The 19,894-nt window shown below is 69.0% G+C and carries 16 protein-coding genes and 1 pseudogene; 5 read left to right on the plus strand and 12 right to left on the minus strand.

From position 1 onward, the window contains the following. Nucleotides 1–131: 131 nt before the first annotated feature. Nucleotides 132–1,169, plus strand: a complete 1,038-nt coding sequence (locus ACIQM0_RS12875; protein WP_401285986.1) for a LacI family DNA-binding transcriptional regulator — start codon at nt 132–134, stop codon at nt 1,167–1,169. A gap of 56 nt (nt 1,170–1,225) precedes the next feature. Here the strand turns inward: ACIQM0_RS12875 and prcA are convergent, their stop codons facing one another. The 6 genes and pseudogenes from prcA to arc form a co-directional block, all read right to left on the minus strand. Further along, the gene (gene prcA / locus ACIQM0_RS12880; protein WP_401285987.1) at nt 1,226–2,104 is read right to left on the minus strand and encodes a proteasome subunit alpha; all 879 of its coding nucleotides are present in this window, start codon (nt 2,102–2,104) and stop codon (nt 1,226–1,228) included. Between the two features lie 59 nt (nt 2,105–2,163). Further along, nucleotides 2,164–3,009: a proteasome subunit beta gene (gene prcB / locus ACIQM0_RS12885; protein ID WP_363030411.1), complete on the minus strand. Its 846-nt coding sequence runs from the start codon at nt 3,007–3,009 to the stop codon at nt 2,164–2,166. Beyond that, nucleotides 2,961–3,152, minus strand: a pseudogene (locus tag ACIQM0_RS12890) (endonuclease VII domain-containing protein); the annotation flags it as partial. The gene prcB and the pseudogene ACIQM0_RS12890, both read right to left, overlap by 49 nt. Nucleotides 3,153–3,272: 120 nt before the next feature. Beyond that, the gene (locus tag ACIQM0_RS12895; protein WP_073737565.1) at nt 3,273–3,491 is read right to left on the minus strand and encodes a ubiquitin-like protein Pup; all 219 of its coding nucleotides are present in this window, start codon (nt 3,489–3,491) and stop codon (nt 3,273–3,275) included. A gap of 120 nt (nt 3,492–3,611) precedes the next feature. Then, on the minus strand, nt 3,612–5,123 hold the full coding sequence (dop, locus tag ACIQM0_RS12900; RefSeq protein ID WP_401285988.1) for a depupylase/deamidase Dop: 1,512 nt from the start codon (nt 5,121–5,123) through the stop codon (nt 3,612–3,614). A 238-nt stretch (nt 5,124–5,361) separates the two neighbouring features. Then, the gene (gene arc, locus ACIQM0_RS12905; protein WP_363030409.1) at nt 5,362–7,128 is read right to left on the minus strand and encodes a proteasome ATPase; all 1,767 of its coding nucleotides are present in this window, start codon (nt 7,126–7,128) and stop codon (nt 5,362–5,364) included. Between the two features lie 241 nt (nt 7,129–7,369). On the opposite strand from arc, the gene ACIQM0_RS12910 reads away from it, so the two are divergent. Next, nucleotides 7,370–7,681 carry a ferredoxin gene (locus tag ACIQM0_RS12910; RefSeq protein ID WP_363030408.1) on the plus strand — a complete coding sequence of 104 codons (312 nt, stop codon included), beginning with the start codon at nt 7,370–7,372 and terminating at the stop codon, nt 7,679–7,681. Between the two features lie 39 nt (nt 7,682–7,720). Here the strand turns inward: ACIQM0_RS12910 and ACIQM0_RS12915 are convergent, their stop codons facing one another. From ACIQM0_RS12915 to ACIQM0_RS12925, 3 genes are all read right to left on the minus strand, one after another. Next, nucleotides 7,721–8,311 carry a hypothetical protein gene (locus ACIQM0_RS12915; RefSeq protein WP_401286135.1) on the minus strand — a complete coding sequence of 197 codons (591 nt, stop codon included), beginning with the start codon at nt 8,309–8,311 and terminating at the stop codon, nt 7,721–7,723. Nucleotides 8,312–8,553: 242 nt separating this feature from the next. Then, nucleotides 8,554–9,459 carry a tRNA (adenine-N1)-methyltransferase gene (locus tag ACIQM0_RS12920; RefSeq protein ID WP_363030407.1) on the minus strand — a complete coding sequence of 302 codons (906 nt, stop codon included), beginning with the start codon at nt 9,457–9,459 and terminating at the stop codon, nt 8,554–8,556. A 60-nt stretch (nt 9,460–9,519) separates the two neighbouring features. After that, nucleotides 9,520–10,770 (minus strand): site-2 protease family protein, encoded by a 1,251-nt coding sequence (locus tag ACIQM0_RS12925; RefSeq protein WP_401286136.1) that lies wholly within the window; start codon nt 10,768–10,770, stop codon nt 9,520–9,522. Between the two features lie 171 nt (nt 10,771–10,941). Here ACIQM0_RS12925 and ACIQM0_RS12930 point away from each other — a divergent pair, with 171 nt between their 5' ends. Next, nucleotides 10,942–11,787, plus strand: a complete 846-nt coding sequence (locus ACIQM0_RS12930; RefSeq protein ID WP_401286137.1) for a RecB family exonuclease — start codon at nt 10,942–10,944, stop codon at nt 11,785–11,787. 9 nt (nt 11,788–11,796) lie between these two features. Continuing rightward, nucleotides 11,797–12,468 (plus strand): response regulator, encoded by a 672-nt coding sequence (locus ACIQM0_RS12935; protein WP_401285989.1) that lies wholly within the window; start codon nt 11,797–11,799, stop codon nt 12,466–12,468. 31 nt (nt 12,469–12,499) lie between these two features. Here ACIQM0_RS12935 and ACIQM0_RS12940 read toward each other — a convergent pair whose 3' ends face one another. The 3 genes from ACIQM0_RS12940 to metH all read right to left on the minus strand — a co-directional run bounded on the left by ACIQM0_RS12940 (nt 12,500) and on the right by metH (nt 18,813). Next, nucleotides 12,500–14,101 carry an ABC transporter substrate-binding protein gene (locus tag ACIQM0_RS12940; protein WP_401285990.1) on the minus strand — a complete coding sequence of 534 codons (1,602 nt, stop codon included), beginning with the start codon at nt 14,099–14,101 and terminating at the stop codon, nt 12,500–12,502. A 377-nt stretch (nt 14,102–14,478) separates the two neighbouring features. Next, nucleotides 14,479–15,180 (minus strand): HAD family hydrolase, encoded by a 702-nt coding sequence (locus ACIQM0_RS12945; protein ID WP_401285991.1) that lies wholly within the window; start codon nt 15,178–15,180, stop codon nt 14,479–14,481. 120 nt (nt 15,181–15,300) lie between these two features. Beyond that, nucleotides 15,301–18,813: a methionine synthase gene (gene metH / locus ACIQM0_RS12950; RefSeq protein WP_401285992.1), complete on the minus strand. Its 3,513-nt coding sequence runs from the start codon at nt 18,811–18,813 to the stop codon at nt 15,301–15,303. Between the two features lie 221 nt (nt 18,814–19,034). Between metH and ACIQM0_RS12955 the strand changes: the two genes are divergently transcribed. After that, nucleotides 19,035–19,817, plus strand: coding sequence for an IclR family transcriptional regulator (locus tag ACIQM0_RS12955; RefSeq protein WP_401285993.1), 783 nt, complete (start codon nt 19,035–19,037; stop codon nt 19,815–19,817). The last annotated feature ends 77 nt before the right edge of the window (nt 19,818–19,894 follow it).

A 19,894-nucleotide genomic window follows, 5' to 3' on the forward strand; every position in this document is an offset into this window, starting at 1 on the left:
CCCGCCCCTCTCTCTGGGACGCCCTTACGGCCACCCGAGGTTTTACGTATAACTTCCGGGTTCATACGTACCATGTGGCCAGTCCGCAGGTCCACCCCACGGCGCCTGCCCCGACCGGCCCGGAGGCCCGAGTGACCAGCCCAGCACAACCCGCCCCGTCCCGGCCCACCAGCCGTGACGTGGCACGGGCCGCAGGTGTCTCCCAGGCGACCGTCTCCCTGGTCCTCGGCGACAAGTGGCGGGGCCGGGTCTCCGAAGCCACCGCGGACCGCGTGCGGGAGGCCGCCCGCGGCATCGGCTACCGGCCGAATCTCGCCGCCCGGAATCTCCGCCTGGGCCGCACCAGGACCGCCCTGCTCGTCGTCCCGGCCCTCACCAGCGAGTTCTTCGCCCGGGTGTACACCGGGGCCGCCGCCGTCGCCGCCGAACACGGCTTCGGCGTCGTCCTCTACCCCTCGCCCGACGGCACCGGCCCGGCCCGGGACCCCTTCGCCTCGGCCCGCGCCGCACTCGACGGGGTGATCGCCTCCTCGATGGCCGCCGACGCGCTGGGCGCCCTGCACGGGGCGGGTCTGCCCCTGGTCATGCTCGACAGCGATCCCTCGGCCCCGGGTCCGGCGGCCCGGGTCAACCTGGATGTCGCCGACGGGATGCGCCAGGTGACGGAGCATCTGCTCGCTCTCGGCCACCGCCGCTTCGTCCATCTCGCCTCGGCCGTCGACACCTGGACGTTCACCGTCCGCGCCGGAGCTGTCCACGAGGCGCTGCGCGGCGTGCCCGGCACCGACCTGCGCACCGTGACGGCGGCGCTGGACGTACGGGCCGGCCGCGAGGCCGCGGAACGCGCGCTGGCCCTCCCCGGGCCCCGCCCCACCGCCATCGTCTGCGACGACGACATCCTGGCCGCGGGCGCCTGCAAGGCCGCCCGCCGGCTCGGGCTCCGGGTACCGGACGACCTCTCCGTGACCGGCTTCGACGATCTGGCCCTGGCCACGGCCCTGGAGCCGGAACTCACCACCGTGCGGCTGCCGGCCGAGCAGGTCGGCGAACGCGGCATGAGCGCCCTGCTGGCCGTTCTGCAGGGCCGCACGGCCGAGACCGGCAGCCTGCCGGTACACCTGGTGGTCCGCGGCTCCTCCGCTCCCCCGCCCGCGGACCGGCACTCATGACGGAGCCCCGGCCCGCCGGAGAGGCGGACCGGGGCAGAGGCACTCAGCGGAACGGGCTACTCCACGTCCCCACCGGAATCGGTGGAACCGGTGGAGTCCTTGGAATCCTCGGAGCCGGTGGCGGTCTTCTTCCCGCCCGACTTGCCGGTCGGCTTGGCGGTGTCCGTCGTCGCGGCGGCGGTGTCGTCGCCGTCCTCCGTGTCCGAGGGGGCGTCCGTCGGCGTCGAGCCGGCGCCGTCCGCCTCCAGCAGCCGGGCCAGCTGCCGGCCGACGATCCGCTTGAACTTGCGCTGCTGCGGCCTCGTACGGTCCAGGACCGCGACCTCGAGCCGCTCTGCGGGGATCTCCCGCTCGCTGCCGTTGGGATCGCGTGACAGCGCCTGCACCGCAAGCTTCAGCGCCTCGGCGAGCGACATCCCGTCCCGGTGCCGCTGGTCCAGGAAGGTGCTGATCTGCTCCGCGTTGCCACCGACGGCGACCGAGCCGTGCTCGTCCACGATCGAGCCGTCGTGCGGCAGCCGGTAGATCTGGTCACCGTCCGCCGCCGCGCCCACCTCGGCGACGACCAGCTCCACCTCGTACGGCTTCTCGGCCGCACTGGAGAAGATGGTGCCGAGTGTCTGCGCGTAGACATTCGCCAGTCCACGGGCCGTCACGTCGTCACGGTCATAGGTGTATCCGCGCAGATCGGCATAACGCACACCGCCGATGCGGAGATTCTCGTACTCGTTGTACTTACCGGCGGCGGCGAAACCGATCCGGTCATAGATCTCGCTGAACTTGTGCAGCGCACGGGACGGGTTCTCGCCGACGAACACAATGCCGTCGGTGTACTGCAGCACAACCAGGCTGCGACCACGGGCGATGCCCTTCCGGGCGTATTCCGCCCGGTCGGCCATGGCCTGCTGAGGTGAGACATAGAACGGCGTCGACACCGGCTATCCGTCCCTTTCTGTCAGTGACAAGAGCATCGAAGAAGCCTGGGAACGAGGGGTCAGAGCAGCTCGGCGCGCGGGCCGTCGGGCTGTTCCATCCTTCGTTCCAGAACCGAGCGGGCGATGTCGGCGGATTCCGTCTCGGTCAGCTGCCGGAAACCCTCGTCGGTGATGACGGTGATGATCGGATAGATACGCCGGGCCACGTCCGGGCCGCCGGTCGCCGAGTCGTCGTCCGCCGCGTCGTACAGCGCCTGCACGACCAGGGTGAGCGTCTGTGCCTCCGTCAGGTCCTCGCGCCAGAGCTTCTTCATGGAGCCGCGGGCGAAGATCGAGCCGGAGCCCGTGGACGCGTACCCCTGCTCCTCGGAACGGCCCCCGGTGACGTCGTAGGAGAAGATCCGGCCGCGCTCTCGGTCGACGTCGTAGCCGGCGAAGACCGGCACCACGGCGAGGCCCTGCATGGCCATCGCCAGATTGCTCCGGATCATCGTGGAGAGCCGGTTGGCCTTGCCCTCCAGGGAGAGCTGGGCGCCCTCGACCTTCTCGAAGTGCTCCAGCTCCAGCTGGAACAGCTTGACCATCTCGACGGCCAGACCGGCGGTACCCGCGATACCCACCGCCGAGTACTCGTCGGCCGGGAAGACCTTCTGGATGTCGCGCTGCGCGATCATGCTGCCCATGGTCGCCCGCCGGTCACCGGCCAGGACCACGCCGCCGGGGAACGACGCCGCGACGATGGTGGTCCCGTGCGGAGCCTCAATGGCCCCCTTCATGGGCGGCAACTGCCGGTTGCCCGGAAGCATCCCGGGCGACTGGTCGGTCAGGAAGTCCATGAAGGAAGAGGACCCTGGCGTCAGGAAGGCAGCCGGTAGACGCCCGGTGCTACGAGTGTTGGCTTCCACGCGTTTCCCTCCAGGTAAGCGATGGCCCTGCGCAAGGTGTCAGGATCATCTCCCAACTTGCCGATGGCCGAATTGCAGTTGAAGCACAGTACGCCTCGGACCCTACCCGTCTGGTGGCAGTGATCCACATGTACGGCGGGAGCAGCTGAACCAATGCGCCTGCCACCCGCCACGGGATGCCCTGCTGTCGGCAGAGGCACCCCGTGGTGGGGACCGTGGCTACGTGATCAGCCCTTCGAGCGGCTCACGTCGGGCACGCCGTACTACTCGCCACCCTTTTGGACAAATGATCGAACGAAGTCCTCGGCATTGGCCTCGAGGACATCGTCGATCTCGTCGAGGACGTCGTCGACGTCGTCGCTCAGCTTCTCCTGTCGCTCCTGGAGGTCATCGGAAGCCTGCGCGTCCTGCGCCTGCTCCTCGGTTCCCTCGGTGGAGCGCGTCGCCTTCTGCTGTCCGCCGCCGGTGTCCTTGGTCGCCATATAGCTCACCCCGCTCGGTTCGAAGCACTTGATCAGACCCTACCTACGGGGTCCGACATTGGCCCGGTACTTGTCTCAACGTCCGGAGGTCATCGGAATGATTCCCAGCCTGCGGCCCTTTCAGCCGCCCGACAGCACCCGGACCAGCTCTTCCGCCGTACGACAGCGGTCCAGGAGATCCTTGACGTGCTCACGGGTGCCCCGGAGCGGCTCCATGGTGGGTACGCGCTGCAACGAGTCGTGACCCGGAAGATCGAAGATGACCGAATCCCAGGAGGCCGCCGCGACGTCGTCCGCGTACTGCTCCAGGCAGCGGCCGCGGAAATAGGCCCTGGTGTCCTCCGGAGGCGCCGTACGGGCCTGCTCGACCTCGCTCTCGTCCAGCAGGCGCTTGATCCTGCCACGGGCCGCCAGACGGTTGTAGAGGCCCTTGTCGGCCCTCACGTCGGCGTACTGGAGGTCCACCAGGTGCAGGCGGGCCGCGTCCCAGTCGAGGTTGTCGCGGCGGCGGTAGCCCTCCATGAGCTCCCGCTTGGCGACCCAGTCCAGCTCACTCGACAGGCTCATCGGATCGTTCTCCAGCCGGTTGAGCGTGTCCTCCCAGCGGATCAGGATGTCCTTGGTCTGCTCGTCGGCGTCCGCCCCGTACCGCTCCTCTACGTACTTTCGGCCGAGCTCGAAGTACTCCATCTGGAGCTGCACAGCGGTGAGTGTCCGCCCGCTGCGCAGAGTGACCAGCTGCTGGAGATCCGGGTCGTGGGAGACCTGGTGCAGTGTGCGCACCGGCTGGTCGACGGCCAGGTCGACGTTGATGAAGCCGTCCTCGATCATGGAGAGGACCAGCGAGGTGGTGCCCAGCTTGAGATAGGTGGAGATCTCCGAGAGATTCGCGTCGCCGATGATCACATGCAGCCGGCGGTACTTCTCGGCGTCCGAGTGGGGCTCGTCGCGGGTGTTGATGATCGGGCGCTTGAGTGTGGTCTCCAGGCCGACCTCGACCTCGAAGTAGTCGGCGCGCTGGCTGAGCTGGAAGCCGTGCTCGTGGCCGTCCTGGCCGATTCCGACCCGTCCCGCCCCGGTGACGACCTGGCGCGAGACGAAGAACGGGGTCAGATGGCGCACGATGTCCGAGAACGGGGTCTCCCGTTTCATCAGGTAGTTCTCGTGCGTCCCGTACGAGGCGCCCTTGTTGTCGGTGTTGTTCTTGTAGAGGTGGATCGGCTGGGCACCCGGCAGCTGGGCCGCGCGTTCGGCGGCCTCGGCCATGATGCGCTCGCCGGCCTTGTCCCAGAGGACCGCGTCCCTGGGGTTGGTGATCTCCGGGGAGCTGTACTCGGGGTGTGCGTGGTCGACGTAGAGCCGTGCGCCGTTGGTGAGGATGACGTTGGCCAGGCCGATGTCCTCGTCCGTGAGCTGGCTGGAGTCGGCGGTCTCGCGGGCGAGGTCGAAGCCTCGCGCGTCGCGCAGCGGGTTCTCCTCCTCGAAATCCCAGCGGGCGCGGCGCGCCCGGTGCATCGCCGCCGCGTAGGCGTTGACGATCTGGGACGAGGTGAGCATGGCATTGGCGTTGGGGTGGCCGGGCACGGAGATCCCGTACTCGGTCTCGATGCCCATTACTCGCCGTACGGTCATGCGGCCCTCCTTGCCCGGCGGCGCTCCCTCGCGGGAGCGGCGCTCAAGTACCGCTGCTTGTCCGGTGCGTGCGCGGTTTGCCCGTACCCGCACTGCGCGACCGGGCGGTACGCAAGAGCCTAGAGCGCCTCTGTGCTGGTGGGGAGATCAATTACGTCATTGCTGTGGTGTCATCGGAGCTGTCCGGAAAGCAACCGGCTGCGGATGCCCGGCCGGGCATCCGCAGCCGGTCCGCGCTCTACAGGTACTGCCCGGTGTTCGCCACCGTGTCGATGGACCGCCCGGTGTCCGCGCCCTGCTTTCCGGTGACGAGTGTGCGGATGAAGACGATCCGCTCACCCTTCTTGCCGGAGATCCTGGCCCAGTCGTCCGGGTTGGTGGTGTTCGGCAGGTCCTCGTTCTCCTTGAACTCGTCCACACAGGCCTGGAGGAGGTGGGAGACGCGAAGGCCCTTCTGGCCCTGGTCGAGGAAGGCCTTGATGGCCATCTTCTTGGCCCGGTCGACGATGTTCTGGATCATCGCGCCGGAGTTGAAGTCCTTGAAGTACAGGACTTCCTTGTCGCCGTTGGCGTACGTGACCTCGAGGAAGCGGTTCTCCTCGGACTCGGTGTACATCCGCTCGACGACCGACTGGATCATGGCGTGCGCGGCGGCTTCCCTGGAGCCGGTGTGCTCGGCGAGGTCGTCCGCGTGCAGGGGCAGTGAAGGCGTGAGGTACTTCGCGAAGATGTCCTTCGCGGCCTCCGCGTCCGGTCGCTCGATCTTGATCTTCACATCGAGACGGCCCGGTCGCAGGATCGCGGGGTCGATCATGTCCTCGCGGTTGGAGGCGCCGATGACGATGACGTTCTCCAGGCCCTCGACGCCGTCGATCTCGGCGAGCAGCTGGGGGACGATGGTGTTCTCCACGTCCGAGCTGACGCCGGATCCCCGGGTACGGAAGAGGGACTCCATCTCGTCGAAGAAGACGATGACGGGGGTACCCTCACTCGCCTTCTCGCGGGCACGCTGGAAGACCAGGCGGATGTGGCGCTCGGTCTCACCGACGTACTTGTTGAGGAGTTCGGGGCCCTTGATGTTGAGGAAGTAGCTCTTGCCGGTGGGCTGGCCGGTGACCTCGGCGACCTTCTTCGCGAGGGAGTTGGCGACGGCTTTGGCGATGAGTGTCTTGCCGCAGCCGGGCGGGCCGTAGAGCAGGATGCCCTTCGGTGGCCGCAGCTCGTGCTCCTTGAAGAGGTCTGGGTGCAGATAGGGGAGCTCGACCGCGTCGCGGATCAGCTCGATCTGGTCGCCCAGACCGCCGATCTTGTCGTAGTCGATGTCCGGGACTTCTTCGAGGACGAGCTCTTCGACCTCGCTCTTGGGCACGACTTCGTAGACGTAGCCGGACCTGGGTTCGAGCAGCAGGGCATCGCCGGGCCGGATGGTGATGTCCAGCAAGGGCTCGGCGAGCCGCACCACCCGTTCCTCGTCGGTGTGCCCGACCACCAGGGCGCGTTCGCCGTCCTCAAGGATCTCCTTGAGGGTGACGATGTCCCCGGCCCGCTCGAATTCCATGGCGTCGACCACGTTGAGCGCTTCGTTGAGCATGACTTCCTGGCCGCGCCTGAGGTCGTCGAGCTCGACACTGGGACTGACGTTCACCCGGAGCTTGCGGCCCCCGGTGAAGATGTCGCAGGTGCCGTCCTCGTTGCCTTGCAGGAACACACCGAAACCGGCCGGTGGCTGCGCCAGCCGGTCGACCTCCTCCTTGAGGGCCACGATCTGGTCGCGGGCCTCGCGGAGTGTGTTGGCGAGCCGCTCGTTCTGAGCGGACACGCCCGCGAGATTGGTCTGGAACTCGACGATCCGCTCTTCGAGAATCCTCGTATGGCGCGGAGAGTCGGCGAGCTTACGTCGCAGGACGGCGATTTCCTGCTCGAGATAGGCGACCTGGCCGGCTGGGTCATCTGACCCCCGCGCGGGCCGGATGCCGCGGTTGATGTCGTCGTCGTGGGCTGCCACGGTCCTCACCTCCTCCAAGGGGAGCTGGACGCTTCCTGACCCTACCTGGGTGGGTGATGATTGAAACCCCTAGATCACAAAGACTGTGGGGTGTGTCCGATCTTCACCCTTGCGCTCTCCCTCGTGTCAGGGGAATACCCACCCTTCAACATCGGAAAGCGGCCGGTTGTATCGTCGAAGTGTTCAACACCCGTCAGGGCTGGCTTTTTTTGGTTCGGATACGCAGGAAACGGCAGGCGAAATGACCGCGCAGCAGGACGCTCCCACCGGTAGCGAGACGCAGGACCTGGAGGTCTGGATCGACCAGGACCTCTGCACGGGGGACGGCATCTGTGTGCAGTACGCGCCCGAGGTCTTCGAGCTGGACATCGACGGGCTCGCCTATGTGAAGAGCGACGGGGACGAGCTGCTGCAGGACAAGGGGGCGACCACCCCGGTGCCGCTGCCGCTCCTCCAGGATGTGGTCGACTCGGCCAAGGAGTGTCCGGGCGACTGCATTCATGTACGACGCGTTTCGGACAGGGTCGAGGTCTTCGGCCCCGAGGCCGCCTGACCGCCGCCCCGGGGGCCGGCGGCTGCGCGGGGTGACCGGTCAGACGCTGCCGTCGGCGGAGTCGTCGGACTGGCTGCTCCGGACGAAGGCCCCGTTCTGCCACTGCCAGGTGACCTTCTCCTGCTGGTCGGGGCAGCAGGACGGGATGTCGGGCGAGGAATAGCCGAGGAGCGTGGCGGCGACGACGCCGTCACGCACCGTGAAGTCACCGACGCTCATCTTCTGGGCGGGGTCCACCAGGGTCGCGACGATCCTCGGTGCGGCCCCGCTTCCCTGTGTGAGGACGTAGACGCCGCTGGGCGGGGTGCCGAGTCCGGCCGTGCAGTGGACGACCGCGACGGTTTCCGGACGGCCGTCGCCGTCGAGGTCGCCGGGGACCTGTTTGGCGACCGTGTGGCCGGTGCCGTCGCATTTCAGGGGGAACACCGCGCGGTCCGGATCGGGCGGGGCGACGGTCGCCGTGCCGTGCTGGGCCACGGTGCGGTGGGGCGTGGTGGAGGCCGAGGCGGCCGTGTCGGGCTGGAGCAGGCCGGCTGCCGCGACGACGGCGGCCATGGCCGCCGCGGTGGCGAGCCAGTGCATCGTCGTGGTGTCGGTGTGCGCGAGGTCCGGGAGCGCGGAGGTCTGCACGCGGGATGTCTCCTGTGGTTCCTTTGGTGCGGAATGCCCGAGGGGCAGTGCCGTCGGCAGGGCGTCGTCGGCCGGGTGGGGGGTGGCCAGCATCGTGCCACACCTCACACACCAGCGGAACGGTGGGGTCGTTACGGATCGTGTGCCCGGTGCGCCGGCACCGGGCACAACGAAAAGGCGCCGCCCACGAGTTCCCGGGTCGGTCCGGGAACTCGGCGGCGGCGCCGGTGCGTTGCGGCGGGTCAGTCGCGGGCGGGGCCGCTCTGGCTGCCGGGACCGTCGTAGTCGTCGCCGTAGGCCCCCTTGGAGGGGCGGCGGCGGCGCGGCGGGGCCTGGACCCCGTCGGCCAGCCGGCGGGCGGTGACGAGGAAGCCGGTGTGGCCGATCATCCGGTGGTCCGGACGGACGGCGAGGCCCTCGACGTGCCAGTTGCGGATCATCGACTCCCAGGGCTGCGGTTCCGCGAAGCAGCCGATCTCACGGATGGACTCGACCGTCCGGGAGAGCTGGGTGGTGGTCGCCACGTACGCGCAGAGGATGCCGCCCGGGACGAGCGCCTTGGAGACGGCGTCCAGGCACTCCCAGGGCGCGAGCATGTCCAGGACGACACGGTCGACGTCGGTGTCCGTCAGGTTGTCCTGGAGGTCACCGACGGTGAGCTCCCAGGCGGGGTGCGGACTGCCGAAGTAGCGCTCGACGTTCTGCTGGGCGATGTCGGCGAAGTCCTGGCGGCGCTCGTAGGAGTGCAGCATGCCCTGCTCGCCGATGGCGCGGAGCAGGAAGGTGGAGAGGGCGCCGGATCCGACGCCGGCCTCCACGACACGGGCGCCGGGGAAGATGTCGCCGAAGGCCAGGATCTGCCCCGCGTCCTTGGGGTAGACCACGGCGGCGCCGCGGGGCATGGACAGGACGTAGTCGGGGAGCAGGGGACGCAGCGCGAGATAGACGACGTTCCCCGTGGTACGGACAACACTGCCCTCGGGAGCACCGATCAGCTCGTCGTGCGAGAAAGAACCCTTGTGGGTGTGGAAGTTCTTTCCGGCCTCGAGCGTGAAGGTGTAGTGGCGTCCCTTGGGATCGGTGAGCTGGACCTGGTCCCCGACCTTGAAGGGCCCACGTCGGCGGGCGGCACCGGTCGGTTCAGACATGTGACCAGCGTACCGGTGTTTCCGTGCGCTCCGACCGCCCGTCCGGACGGGGCCCGGGGCTCAGGCGGCGGGCCGGGCCATGGCGGCGACGAACGCCCGTTCCACGTCGGCCGTGGACAGCACTCCGTAGATCTCGCCGGTGTCCTCGACGACGAGGTACTCGGTGGCGGGGCTGGCCTTGAGCCGGTCCAGGAGGGCTTCGCCGGCCAGTTCGGCGGGGACCTTCATGCCGTCGGTGAGGTCCTGGGCGAGGCCGCTGACGGCGACCCAGGGGCGGCGGTGTTCGGGGACGGAGACGATGGCGGCCTCGCGGACGACGGCCTTGGGGTCGCCGTTTCCGTCGACGACGACGAGGGCGCGGGCACCCGCCTCGTTGGCCCGGCGCAGGGCCTCGGAGAGCGGGGTGGCCGCCTCGACCGGTACGGCGCGCCGGGTGAGGGCGCGGGCCCGCAGGTCGGGGAGGTGCTCGCGCAGCCGGGCCATGCGCAGGCTGTTGCCGGCTCCGGTCCAGATGATGGCGGCGAGGACCGCGGCGAGCAGGGCGTCGATGACGGTGTCCATGCCGCTGAGGTCGTCGGTGTTGTTCCCGAACGACCCGGTCCGGGTGAGGAGGGGAAGGCCGATGAGCGTGATGACGGCGAGGGCGCGGCCGACCCAGGCCGCGGCGACGGTGCCGCTCATCGGGCGGCCGGTGATCTTCCAGACGACGGCGCGGAGCATCCGGCCGCCGTCGAGCGGGAGGCCGGGCAGCAGGTTGAAGGCCGCGACGATGAGGTTGGAGATCATCAGCCCGCCGAGCAGCACGCCGGGGACGGTGCCGCGTTCGACGAAGTTCAGCGGGATGTAGAAGACGCCGGCCAGGACGAGGGAGAGCAGCGGGCCGACGAAGGCGAGGACGAATTCTCGGCCGGGGGTCTCGGATTCCTTCTCGATCTCGGAGACGCCGCCGAAGAACTGGAGCTGGATGCGGCGTACCGGGAGCTTGTAGTGGAGCGCGACCACCGTGTGTGCGAGTTCATGGACGAGCACGGAGGCGTAGAAGGCAATGGCGAAGAAGAGCGCGACGAGGTAGCGTGCCGCGCCCAGGCCGGGCAGGACCCGGTCGAGCTGGCCGCCGAAGACCCAGGTGATCAGGGCTGCGACGAGGAACCAGCTCGGTGCGACGTAGACGGGCACTCCGAAGGGGCGGCCCATGAGGATGCCGCCTCCGGGCTCGTCGCGGTGCCCCGGTTTGCCCTTCTCGGGGCCGGTGCCGGGGTCCGTTCCCCCTGCGCCGGGCTGCGGCCGCCCGCTGTTGCCGCTCTCGTCCACGAGGTCCCTTCGGTCGGTGCCGTCCGGCACGATCATGCAGTGTTCGGGGGTCTGTGGTCGATGGTATGCCGGTTGTTGTCAGTGGCGGGTCGTAGGGTCTTCGTCATGACCTCAGTGCCGCGGCCGCCTCAGCCGCCCTCGTCCCTTTCCCCGTCCCGGGCGAGCGACTTCATGCAGTGTCCCCTGCTGTACCGCTTCCGGGTCATCGACAAGCTGCCGCAGAAGCCCAGTGAGGCGACTACCCGGGGGACGCTGGTCCATGCGGTGCTGGAGCGGCTCTTCGACAACCCGGCGACGGAGCGGACGGCCGGCCGGGCCACGGCGCTGATCCCGGCGCAGTGGGACCGGCTGCTGGAGTCGAAGCCGGAGCTGTCGGAGCTGTTCGCCGAGGACCCGGAGGGTGAGCGGCTCTCGCGCTGGCTGTCCGAGGCGGAGCGGCTCGTGGAGCGCTGGTTCTCGCTGGAGGATCCGACGCGGCTGGAGCCCGCCGAGCGGGAGCTGTTCGTCGAGACGGAGCTGGAGTCGGGGCTGCGGCTGCGCGGGGTGATCGACCGGATCGACGTGACGCCGACGGGCGATGTCCGGATCGTCGACTACAAGACGGGGAAGGCGCCGCGTCCGGAGTACGCGGAGGGCGCCCTCTTCCAGATGAAGTTCTACGCGCTGGTCGTCTGGCGGCTGAAGGGCGTGGTGCCGCGCAGGCTCCAGCTGGTCTATCTCGGCAGCGGGGACGTGCTGACGTACGACCCGGTGATGGCGGATCTGGAGCGGGTGGAGCGCAAGCTGCTGACCCTCTGGGAGGCGATCTCGCTGGCCACGGAGACCGGTGAGTGGCGGCCGCGGCCGACGAAGCTGTGCGGCTGGTGCGACCACCAGGCGCTCTGTCCCGAATTCGGGGGGACTCCCCCGGTCTATCCGCTGTCGGTACGCCCGGCGGAAGCGGCGCAGGATGTCCAGGGCAGAATGGACCCGGTCCGTGCTGAGGCCGGCCGGCCTGTGGCCCTTGAAGGACCTTGAGGAGATCCCGTGGCAATCCGCGTCCTACTGGTCGATGACCAACCGTTGCTGCGCACCGGCTTCCGGATGATTCTGGAGGCGGAGGGTGATCTCGCGGTGGTGGGTGAGGCCGGTGACGGTCTCCAGGCTCTCGATCAGGTGCGGGCGCTGCAGCCCGATGTGGTGCTGATGGACATCCGGATGCCGCGGATGGACGGTGTCGAGGCGACGCGTCAGATCACGGGGCCGGGCCGGGACGGTCCGGCGAAGGTGCTGGTGCTCACCACGTTCGATCTCGACGAGTACGTGGTGGAGGCGCTGCGTGCCGGTGCGAGCGGCTTCCTGCTGAAGGACGCCCCCGCCAATGAGCTGGTGCAGGCGATCCGGGTGGTCGCGGGCGGCGAGGCGATGCTCGCCCCGAGTATCACGCGCCGGCTGCTGGACAAGTACGCGGACCATCTGCCGTCCGGCGAGGAGGCGGTGCCGGACACGCTGAACACGCTGACGGACCGCGAGGTGGAGGTCCTGAAGCTGGTGGCGCGCGGGCTGTCGAACGCGGAGATCGCCGCCGATCTCTTCGTCAGCGAGACGACGGTCAAGACGCATGTGGGGCATGTCCTGACGAAGCTGCGGCTGCGCGACCGGGTGCAGGCGGCCGTCTACGCGTACGAGAGCGGCCTGGTGCGCCCCGGCGCCCAGTGACCGCACCGCGGGCTCAGGTCGTGCCGCGGGCTCAGGTCGTGCCGCGGCCGAGCTCCCAGAGCTGGAGGTCGGCGGAGGAGTTGACCGCCCACTCCACGCCGGTGAGGCCGTCGCGGGAGGCGACGTACTGCTTGCCCTGCCAGACCGGGAGGACCGGGACGTCCCGCGCGACGATGTCCTGGAGCTGCTCGAAGGTCCTGGCGGCGACCCTGCGGTCGGCCTCGCGGCGGGACTTCGGGATGAGCGTCTCCTGGGCGACGGCCGACTTGTAGGGCGAGTCGAGGAAGTTGTTCCTGCCGAGGAAGGGCGCCGTGTAGTTGTCCGGGTCCGGGAAGTCGGGGAACCAGCCCATGCCGTAGACGGCGTACTCGCCGCGCTGTTCGGCCGCACGGTACTTCGCCCAGGGGGTGCCCTGAACGGTCACGTCGAACAGTCCGGTGTCGTTGAACTGCTTGCGCAGTGTCCTGAACTCGGTCGCGGTGGCGTCGCCGTAGTGGTCGGTCGTGTAGTGCAGCGTGAACTTCACCGGGGTGTGGATCCCGGCGTCCTTGAGGATCTTGGTGGCCTTGGCCGTGCTGGGCTCGCCGTACTTGTTGAAGAACGAGTTGGTGTGCCCGGCGATGGTGGACGGGATCAGCGAGTACAGGGGTTCGGCCGTGGCGCCGTACACCTCGCTCGCGATCTGGCCGCGGTCGATGACCTGGGCCATGGCCTGGCGGACCGCCTTGTTCCGCACGGCGGGGTCGTTGGTGTCGAATCCGAGGTAGCTGATGGCGAGGCCGGGCATCTCGGTCAGTTTGATGCCGTTCCGGGGGTGCTCCAGCATCTTCTGCGACTGCTCGGGCGACATGGTGCGCGTCATCATGTCGATCTTCTTCTCCTCGAGTGCCCTGCCCATGGCGGTGGCATCGGGGAAGAGATCCAGTTCGACCTTGTCGTTCAGCACTTTGAGATCCCCCTTGTAATGGGGATTCTTCGTGAAGACGACTTTCACGACCTGATCGTTCTTCACTTCCGGCTTCATCGTGTACGGACCGGAGCCGTCCACCTGGAATCCGTCGCGCGGGGAGGTCGCCGGGTATTTCTCCGGCTGGACTATTCCGGCGGGCGGGGTGGCGAGCTTGTGGGGGAAGGTCGCGTCCGAGGTCCTGAGGTGGAATACGACCTCGCGGTCGCCCTTGGTCTCGATGGTGTCGATGTTGTCCAGCAGGGCGACGGGCCCGTTGGTGGACTTGATCCGGATGACACGGTCGATGGAGTACTTGACGTCCTCGGCGGTGACCGCGCTGCCGTCGGCGAATTGCAGGCCGCTGCGCAGCTTGCAGCGGTAGCTCTCGTTCTCCTTGTCCGTGAAGGCGCAGCTCTCGGCGGCCTCGGGGACCGGCTCGCCGCCGCCGCGCGGGACGTGCGTCAGCGTCTGCACGGTCTGCCGCAGTACGTTCCAGACGCCCGCCTCGTAGCCGATGGCGGGGTCGAGCGGTGCGGGGGCGTCCTTCGAGCCGACGAGCTGGTCCGTGGTGCCGACAACGATGGCGCCGTTGCCATCGCTCCCACCGTCCGACGCGCCGCAGGCGACGAGTACGGGCGCGAGCAGACCGACGACGGCCGGCAGCACCAGAGTCTTGCGGTTCATCGTGGACGTTCTCCCTCATCCGGTCATGGAGAAAACGACATTAGTGGGCTCCGTCGGCAATGCCGGACCGGTGCCGCCCGGTACGTAATCGGGAGGATGACAGGAATGCGTGACGAACCGATTCCCGGATACCGGAATGATTCGTACAGGGATTCATGAAACGGGACACATGGACACACCAAAAGGGACAGCCGGGCGAATCCCGCGATCACATCGACACTCAAAAGGGTGACACAGATCACGCAATAAAATCCTCGGCGCACGCTTTCGGGCATTGACATGGACCCGACGCGTGCACACGCAAGCACGACAGAAAAAGCACGCCCCGACGCCGAGAGTTTTTCTGTTCATTCACAGAAGCACTCTCGGTGTGCGGCTCAACGCATTCCCGTGACCAGGCCCCTGAGAAACGCGAGATCGACTTCTTCGAGAGAACGCACGACGATCCGGCCTGCGGCGGGTGCGATCGGTGACACCGACGGCACGGCGACCACCCGGCATCCGGCCGCCTCCGCCGCGGCCACGCCGGTCGCGGTGTCCTCGATGACCGCGCAGAGCCGCGGGTCGGCGCCGAAGCCGCTCGCCGCGGCGAGATACGGCTCCGGGTGCGGCTTCGTCCGGGTGACCTCGTCGCCCGCGACGGTCAGCGCGAAGTGGTGGTGGCCCACGGAGTCCAGCACCCGGTCGATGATCCGCCGGTGCGAGGCCGAGACCAGGGCGGTGGGGATCTCGTGCCTGCCCAGCTCGGCGAGCAGTCGGGCCGCGCCCGGCATCAGCGGCACACCGAGGCCGATGCGCTTCTCGAAGCGGTCGTTGAGCAGCACGGTCAGCTCGGGGAGCGTGATGTCGGCGCCGGTGGAGTCGATCAGGTACCCGGCGCTGCGGGTCATCGGGCCGCCGACGACCACCTCCCGCCACGACTCCTCCAGCCGGTGCCCGAGGTCCGCGAAGACCTCCGTCTCGACGTCCCACCAGAAGCCCTCGGTGTCGACCAGGGTGCCGTCCATGTCGAGAAACACGGCCTGCAGGGCCGCGCCCTCGGCCGTACGGGTCAAGGACGCGGGAATCGTACTGGTCATCCGGCACACCTTTCGTGAGGGGCGAGAAGGCCGGCCGCCCTTCCCCGGAGGGAGGGCGACCGGCCTGCACTGGACCGACCAGTGTACGACTCGTCCCGCTACCACGCGTCGAACGGCGGATTACCGCGCGTTGAAGTACTTGGCCTCGGGGTGGTGGATGACAATGGCGTCGGTGGACTGCTCGGGGTGGAGCTGGAACTCCTCGGAGAGGTGCACGCCGATTCGCTCGGGCTGGAGCAGGTCGGCGATCTTCGCCCGGTCCTCCAGGTCCGGGCAGGCGCCGTAGCCGAGGGAGAAGCGCGCGCCCCGGTACTTCAGCGCGAACATGTCCTCGACGTCGGCGGGGTCCTCGCCGGCGAAGCCCAGCTCCGAGCGGACCCGGGCGTGCCAGTACTCGGCGAGCGCCTCGGCCAGCTGGACGGAGAGCCCGTGCAGCTCCAGGTAGTCCCGGTAGGCGTTGGCCTCGAAGAGCTTGGCGGTCTCGCCGCCGATCCTGGAGCCGACGGTGACGATCTGGAGGCCGATCACGTCCGTCTCGCCGGACTCCTCCGGACGGAAGAAGTCCGCGAGGCACAGGCGGCGGCCGCGGCGCTGGCGCGGGAAGGTGAAGCGGGTGCGCTCCGAGCCGTCCTCGTGCAGCAGGATCAGGTCGTCGCCCTTGGAGACGCAGGGGAAGTAGCCGTAGACGACGGCGGCTTCCAGCAGGTTCTCGGTGTGCAGCTTGTCGAGCCAGCCGCGCAGGTGCGGGCGGCCCTCGGTCTCCGCCAGTTCCTCGTACGTCGGTCCGTCTCCGGCGCGGGCCTGCTTGAGGCCCCACTGGCCCTTGAACAGTGCGCCCTCGTCCAGCCAGGAGGCGTACTCCTTGAGCTGGATGCCCTTGACGACCCGGGTGCCCCAGAACGGCGGGGTGGGGACCGGGTTGTCGACGGCCACGTCGGAGCGGACGCCCTCCTCCGGCTCCTCGGTCTCGGGTGCGGCGGTGTCGCGCTTGGGCACGCGGCGCTGCTTGAGCTCGGGCAGGGTGGCGCCAGGGACGCCGCGCTTGACCGCGATGAGCGCGTCCATCAGGCGCAGCCCCTCGAAGGCGTCGCGGGCGTAGCGGACCTCGCCCTCGTAGATCTCGTGCAGGTCCTGCTCCACGTAGGCGCGGGTGAGGGCGGCGCCGCCGAGGATCACCGGGTATTCGGCGGCCAGCTTGCGCTGGTTCAGCTCCTGGAGGTTCTCCTTCATGATCACGGTGGACTTGACCAGGAGGCCGGACATCCCGATGACGTCGGCCCGGTGCTCCTCGGCGGCGTCCAGGATCGCGGAGACGGGCTGCTTGATGCCGATGTTGACGACGTTGAACCCGTTGTTCGACAGGATGATGTCGACGAGGTTCTTGCCGATGTCGTGGACGTCGCCGCGGACGGTGGCCAGGACGATGGTGCCCTTGCCCTCGGCGTCCGACTTCTCCATGTGCGGTTCCAGGTGGGCCACCGCGGTCTTCATGACCTCGGCGGACTGGAGCACGAACGGCAGCTGCATCTGGCCGGAGCCGAACAGTTCACCGACGACCTTCATGCCCTCCAGCAGGGTGTCGTTGACGATGTCGAGGGCCGGTCGGGTCTGGAGCGCCTCGTCGAGGTCGGCCTCCAGGCCGTTCTTCTCACCGTCGATGATGCGGCGCTGGAGGCGCTCGTCGAGCGGCAGCGCGAGGAGTTCCTCGGCCCTGCCCGCCTTCATCGACTTCATGTTGACGCCCTCGAAGAGCGCCATGAGCTTCTGCAGCGGGTCGTAGCCCTCGGAGCGGCGGTCGTAGATCAGGTCGTGCGCGACCTTCGCCTGCTCCTCCTCCAGCCGGGCGATCGGCAGGATCTTCGACGCGTGCACGATGGCGGAGTCGAGGCCCGCCTTGACGCACTCGTCGAGGAAGACGGAGTTGAGCACGACGCGGGCGGCCGGGTTGAGGCCGAAGGAGATGTTCGACAGTCCGAGGGTGGTCTGGACGTCCGGGTGGCGCTTCTTCAGCTCGCGGATCGCCCCGATCGTCGCGATGCCGTCGCCCCGCGACTCCTCCTGGCCGGTGCAGATGGTGAAGGTGAGGCAGTCGATGAGGATGTCCGACTCCTGGATGCCCCAGTTGCCGGTCAGGTCCTCGATGAGGCGCTCCGCGATGGCGACCTTGTGCTCGACGGTGCGGGCCTGGCCCTCCTCGTCGATGGTCAGCGCGATCAGGGCCGCGCCGTGCTCCGCGGCGAGTCTGGTCACCTGGACGAAGCGCGACTCGGGCCCGTCGCCGTCCTCGTAGTTCACCGAATTGAGGACCGCGCGGCCGCCGAGCTTCTCCAGCCCGGCCCGGAGCACGGGGAGCTCGGTGGAGTCGAGCACGATCGGCAGGGTCGAGGCGGTCGCGAAGCGGCCGGCCAGCTCCTCCATGTCCGCGACGCCGTCGCGGCCCACGTAGTCGACGCAGAGGTCGAGCATGTGCGCGCCCTCGCGGATCTGGTCACGCGCCATCTCCACGCAGTCGTCCCAGCGGGCGTCCAGCATGGCCTCGCGGAACTTCTTGGAGCCGTTGGCGTTCGTACGCTCACCGATCGCGAGGTACGAGGTGTCCTGGCGGAACGGCACCGTCTGGTAGAGCGACGCGGCGCCCGGCTCGGGGCGCGGGTCGCGGGTGGTGAGGGCGGAGCCCCGGACCCGGTCGACGACCTGGCGCAGGTGCTCCGGGGTCGTACCGCAGCAGCCGCCGACCAGCGAGAGCCCGTACTCCTGGACGAACGTCTGCTGGGCGTCGGCGAGTCCCTCGGGGCCGAGCGGGAAGTGCGCGCCGTCCTTGGTCAGGACCGGCAGTCCGGCGTTGGGCATGCAGAGCAGCGGGATGCGGGAGTGGCGTGTGAGGTAGCGCAGGTGCTCGCTCATCTCGGCCGGTCCGGTCGAGCAGTTCAGGCCGATCATGTCGACGCCGAGCGGCTCCAGGGCCGTCAGGGCGGCGCCGATCTCCGAGCCGAGGAGCATCGTCCCGGTCGTCTCGAAGGCGAGGGAGACCAGTAGCGGCAGGTCGCTGCCCAGCGCCTCCAGCGCGCGCCGCGCGCCCAGGATGCCGGCCTTGGTCTGCAGGAGGTCCTGGGTCGTCTCGACGATGAGCGCGTCCGCGCCACCCGCGATCAGCCCCTCGGCGTTCTGCTGGAACCCGTCGCGGAGCTTCACGTACGGGGCGTGGCCGAGCGTCGGCAGCTTCGTCCCGGGGCCCATGGAGCCGAGCACCCAGCGCTGCTGCCCGGTCGAGGCGGTGAACTCGTCGGCGACCTCGCGGGCGATGCGCGCGCCGGACTCGGACAGCTCGTGGACCCGCTCGGGAATGTCGTACTCGCCGAGCGCCGCGGTGTTGGCGCCGAAGGTGTTCGTCTCCACGCAGTCCACACCGACCGCGAAGTACTCCTCGTGCACGGACCGCACGATGTCGGGACGGGTCAGGTTCAGGATCTCGTTGCAGCCTTCGAGGTCCTGGAAGTCCTCAAGGGTGGGGTCCTGGGCCTGGAGCATGGTGCCCATGGCGCCGTCGGCCACCACCACACGGGTGGCGAGCGCTTCGCGGAGGGCTGCGGATCGGGTCCGGCTGTCGGCGGAAGGGGTCGGCGACGAGGCCATGGATGTACTCCCTGGGATGCGACGGCTGTCGGCTTTGCGGCTTCGGCGGAAGGCGCACCCGGCCAGGGTAGCCGGGCGGCGTCCCGGGACGTCACTCTGTCCCACGAATCGGACTGCATGCTGTTCCGGGGGCCGTCCGGGCCGGCGGGGTGCCGCAGACTTCTCCTGCGATGGAGCATGGGTCGGCATGGACCGATACTGTTCAGCATTGTCGAACCACAGTGGAGGAGTACGGCGCGATGGCCAAGAACATCCAGTCGCTGGAGCGGGCGGCCGCGATGCTGCGGCTGCTGGCGGGCGGCGAGCGGCGACTGGGACTCTCCGACATCTCCTCCTCGCTGGGCCTGGCCAAGGGCACCGCGCACGGCATCCTGCGCACGCTCCAGCACGAGGGCTTCGTCGAGCAGGACACCGCTTCCGGCCGCTATCAGCTCGGCGCCGAGCTGCTGCGCCTGGGCAACAGCTATCTGGACGTCCACGAGCTGCGGGCCCGCGCACTGGTCTGGACGGACGACCTGGCCCGCTCCAGCGGCGAGAGCGTCCATCTGGGCGTCCTGCACCAGCAGGGCGTCCTCATCGTCCACCACGTCTTCCGGCCCGACGACAGCCGGCAGGTCCTGGAGGTCGGGGCCATGCAGCCGCTGCACTCCACGGCCCTGGGCAAGGTGCTGGCGGCCTACGACCCGGTGGCGCACACGGAGGCCATGGAGTCCGAGCGGCAGTCCTTCACGCCCCGCACCGTCACCGATCCGGAGGAGTTCGAGTCGATGCTCGACCTGATCCGCGCACGCGGCTGGGCGGCGGACACGGAGGAGACCTGGGAGGGCGTCGCCGCGGTGGCCGCCCCGATCCACGACCGGCGCCGGATGCCGGTCGGCGCCGTGGCCGTGACCGGTGCGGTGGAGCGGGTCCGCGCGGACGGCGAGCTGCGGCCCGACCTCGTCGCGGCGGTGCGCGACTGCGCCCGCGCCGTCTCCCGGGATCTGGGCGCCCGGCGCTTCTGAGGTCCGTTCGGGATCATCGGGAATGAGTCGCTCAATCGAGTTATAGGCCACAGACCCCTTGACGCCCCATTCACCTG

Origin of the sequence: Streptomyces sp. NPDC091387 (assembly GCF_044756945.1) — a bacterium.
Lineage (GTDB): Bacteria > Actinomycetota > Actinomycetes > Streptomycetales > Streptomycetaceae > Streptomyces.

Coding starts and splice junctions, on each gene's coding strand:
- ACIQM0_RS12895 (WP_073737565.1), bottom strand. CDS start 3,491: ATGGCGACCAAGGACACCGGCGGCGGACAGCAGAAGGCGACGCGCTCC.
- dop (WP_401285988.1), bottom strand. CDS start 5,123: ATGACCGTACGGCGAGTAATGGGCATCGAGACCGAGTACGGGATCTCC.
- ACIQM0_RS12910 (WP_363030408.1), top strand. CDS start 7,370: ATGACCGCGCAGCAGGACGCTCCCACCGGTAGCGAGACGCAGGACCTG.
- ACIQM0_RS12920 (WP_363030407.1), bottom strand. CDS start 9,459: ATGTCTGAACCGACCGGTGCCGCCCGCCGACGTGGGCCCTTCAAGGTC.
- ACIQM0_RS12930 (WP_401286137.1), top strand. CDS start 10,942: ATGCAGTGTCCCCTGCTGTACCGCTTCCGGGTCATCGACAAGCTGCCG.
- ACIQM0_RS12940 (WP_401285990.1), bottom strand. CDS start 14,101: ATGAACCGCAAGACTCTGGTGCTGCCGGCCGTCGTCGGTCTGCTCGCG.
- ACIQM0_RS12945 (WP_401285991.1), bottom strand. CDS start 15,180: ATGACCAGTACGATTCCCGCGTCCTTGACCCGTACGGCCGAGGGCGCG.
- metH (WP_401285992.1), bottom strand. CDS start 18,813: ATGGCCTCGTCGCCGACCCCTTCCGCCGACAGCCGGACCCGATCCGCA.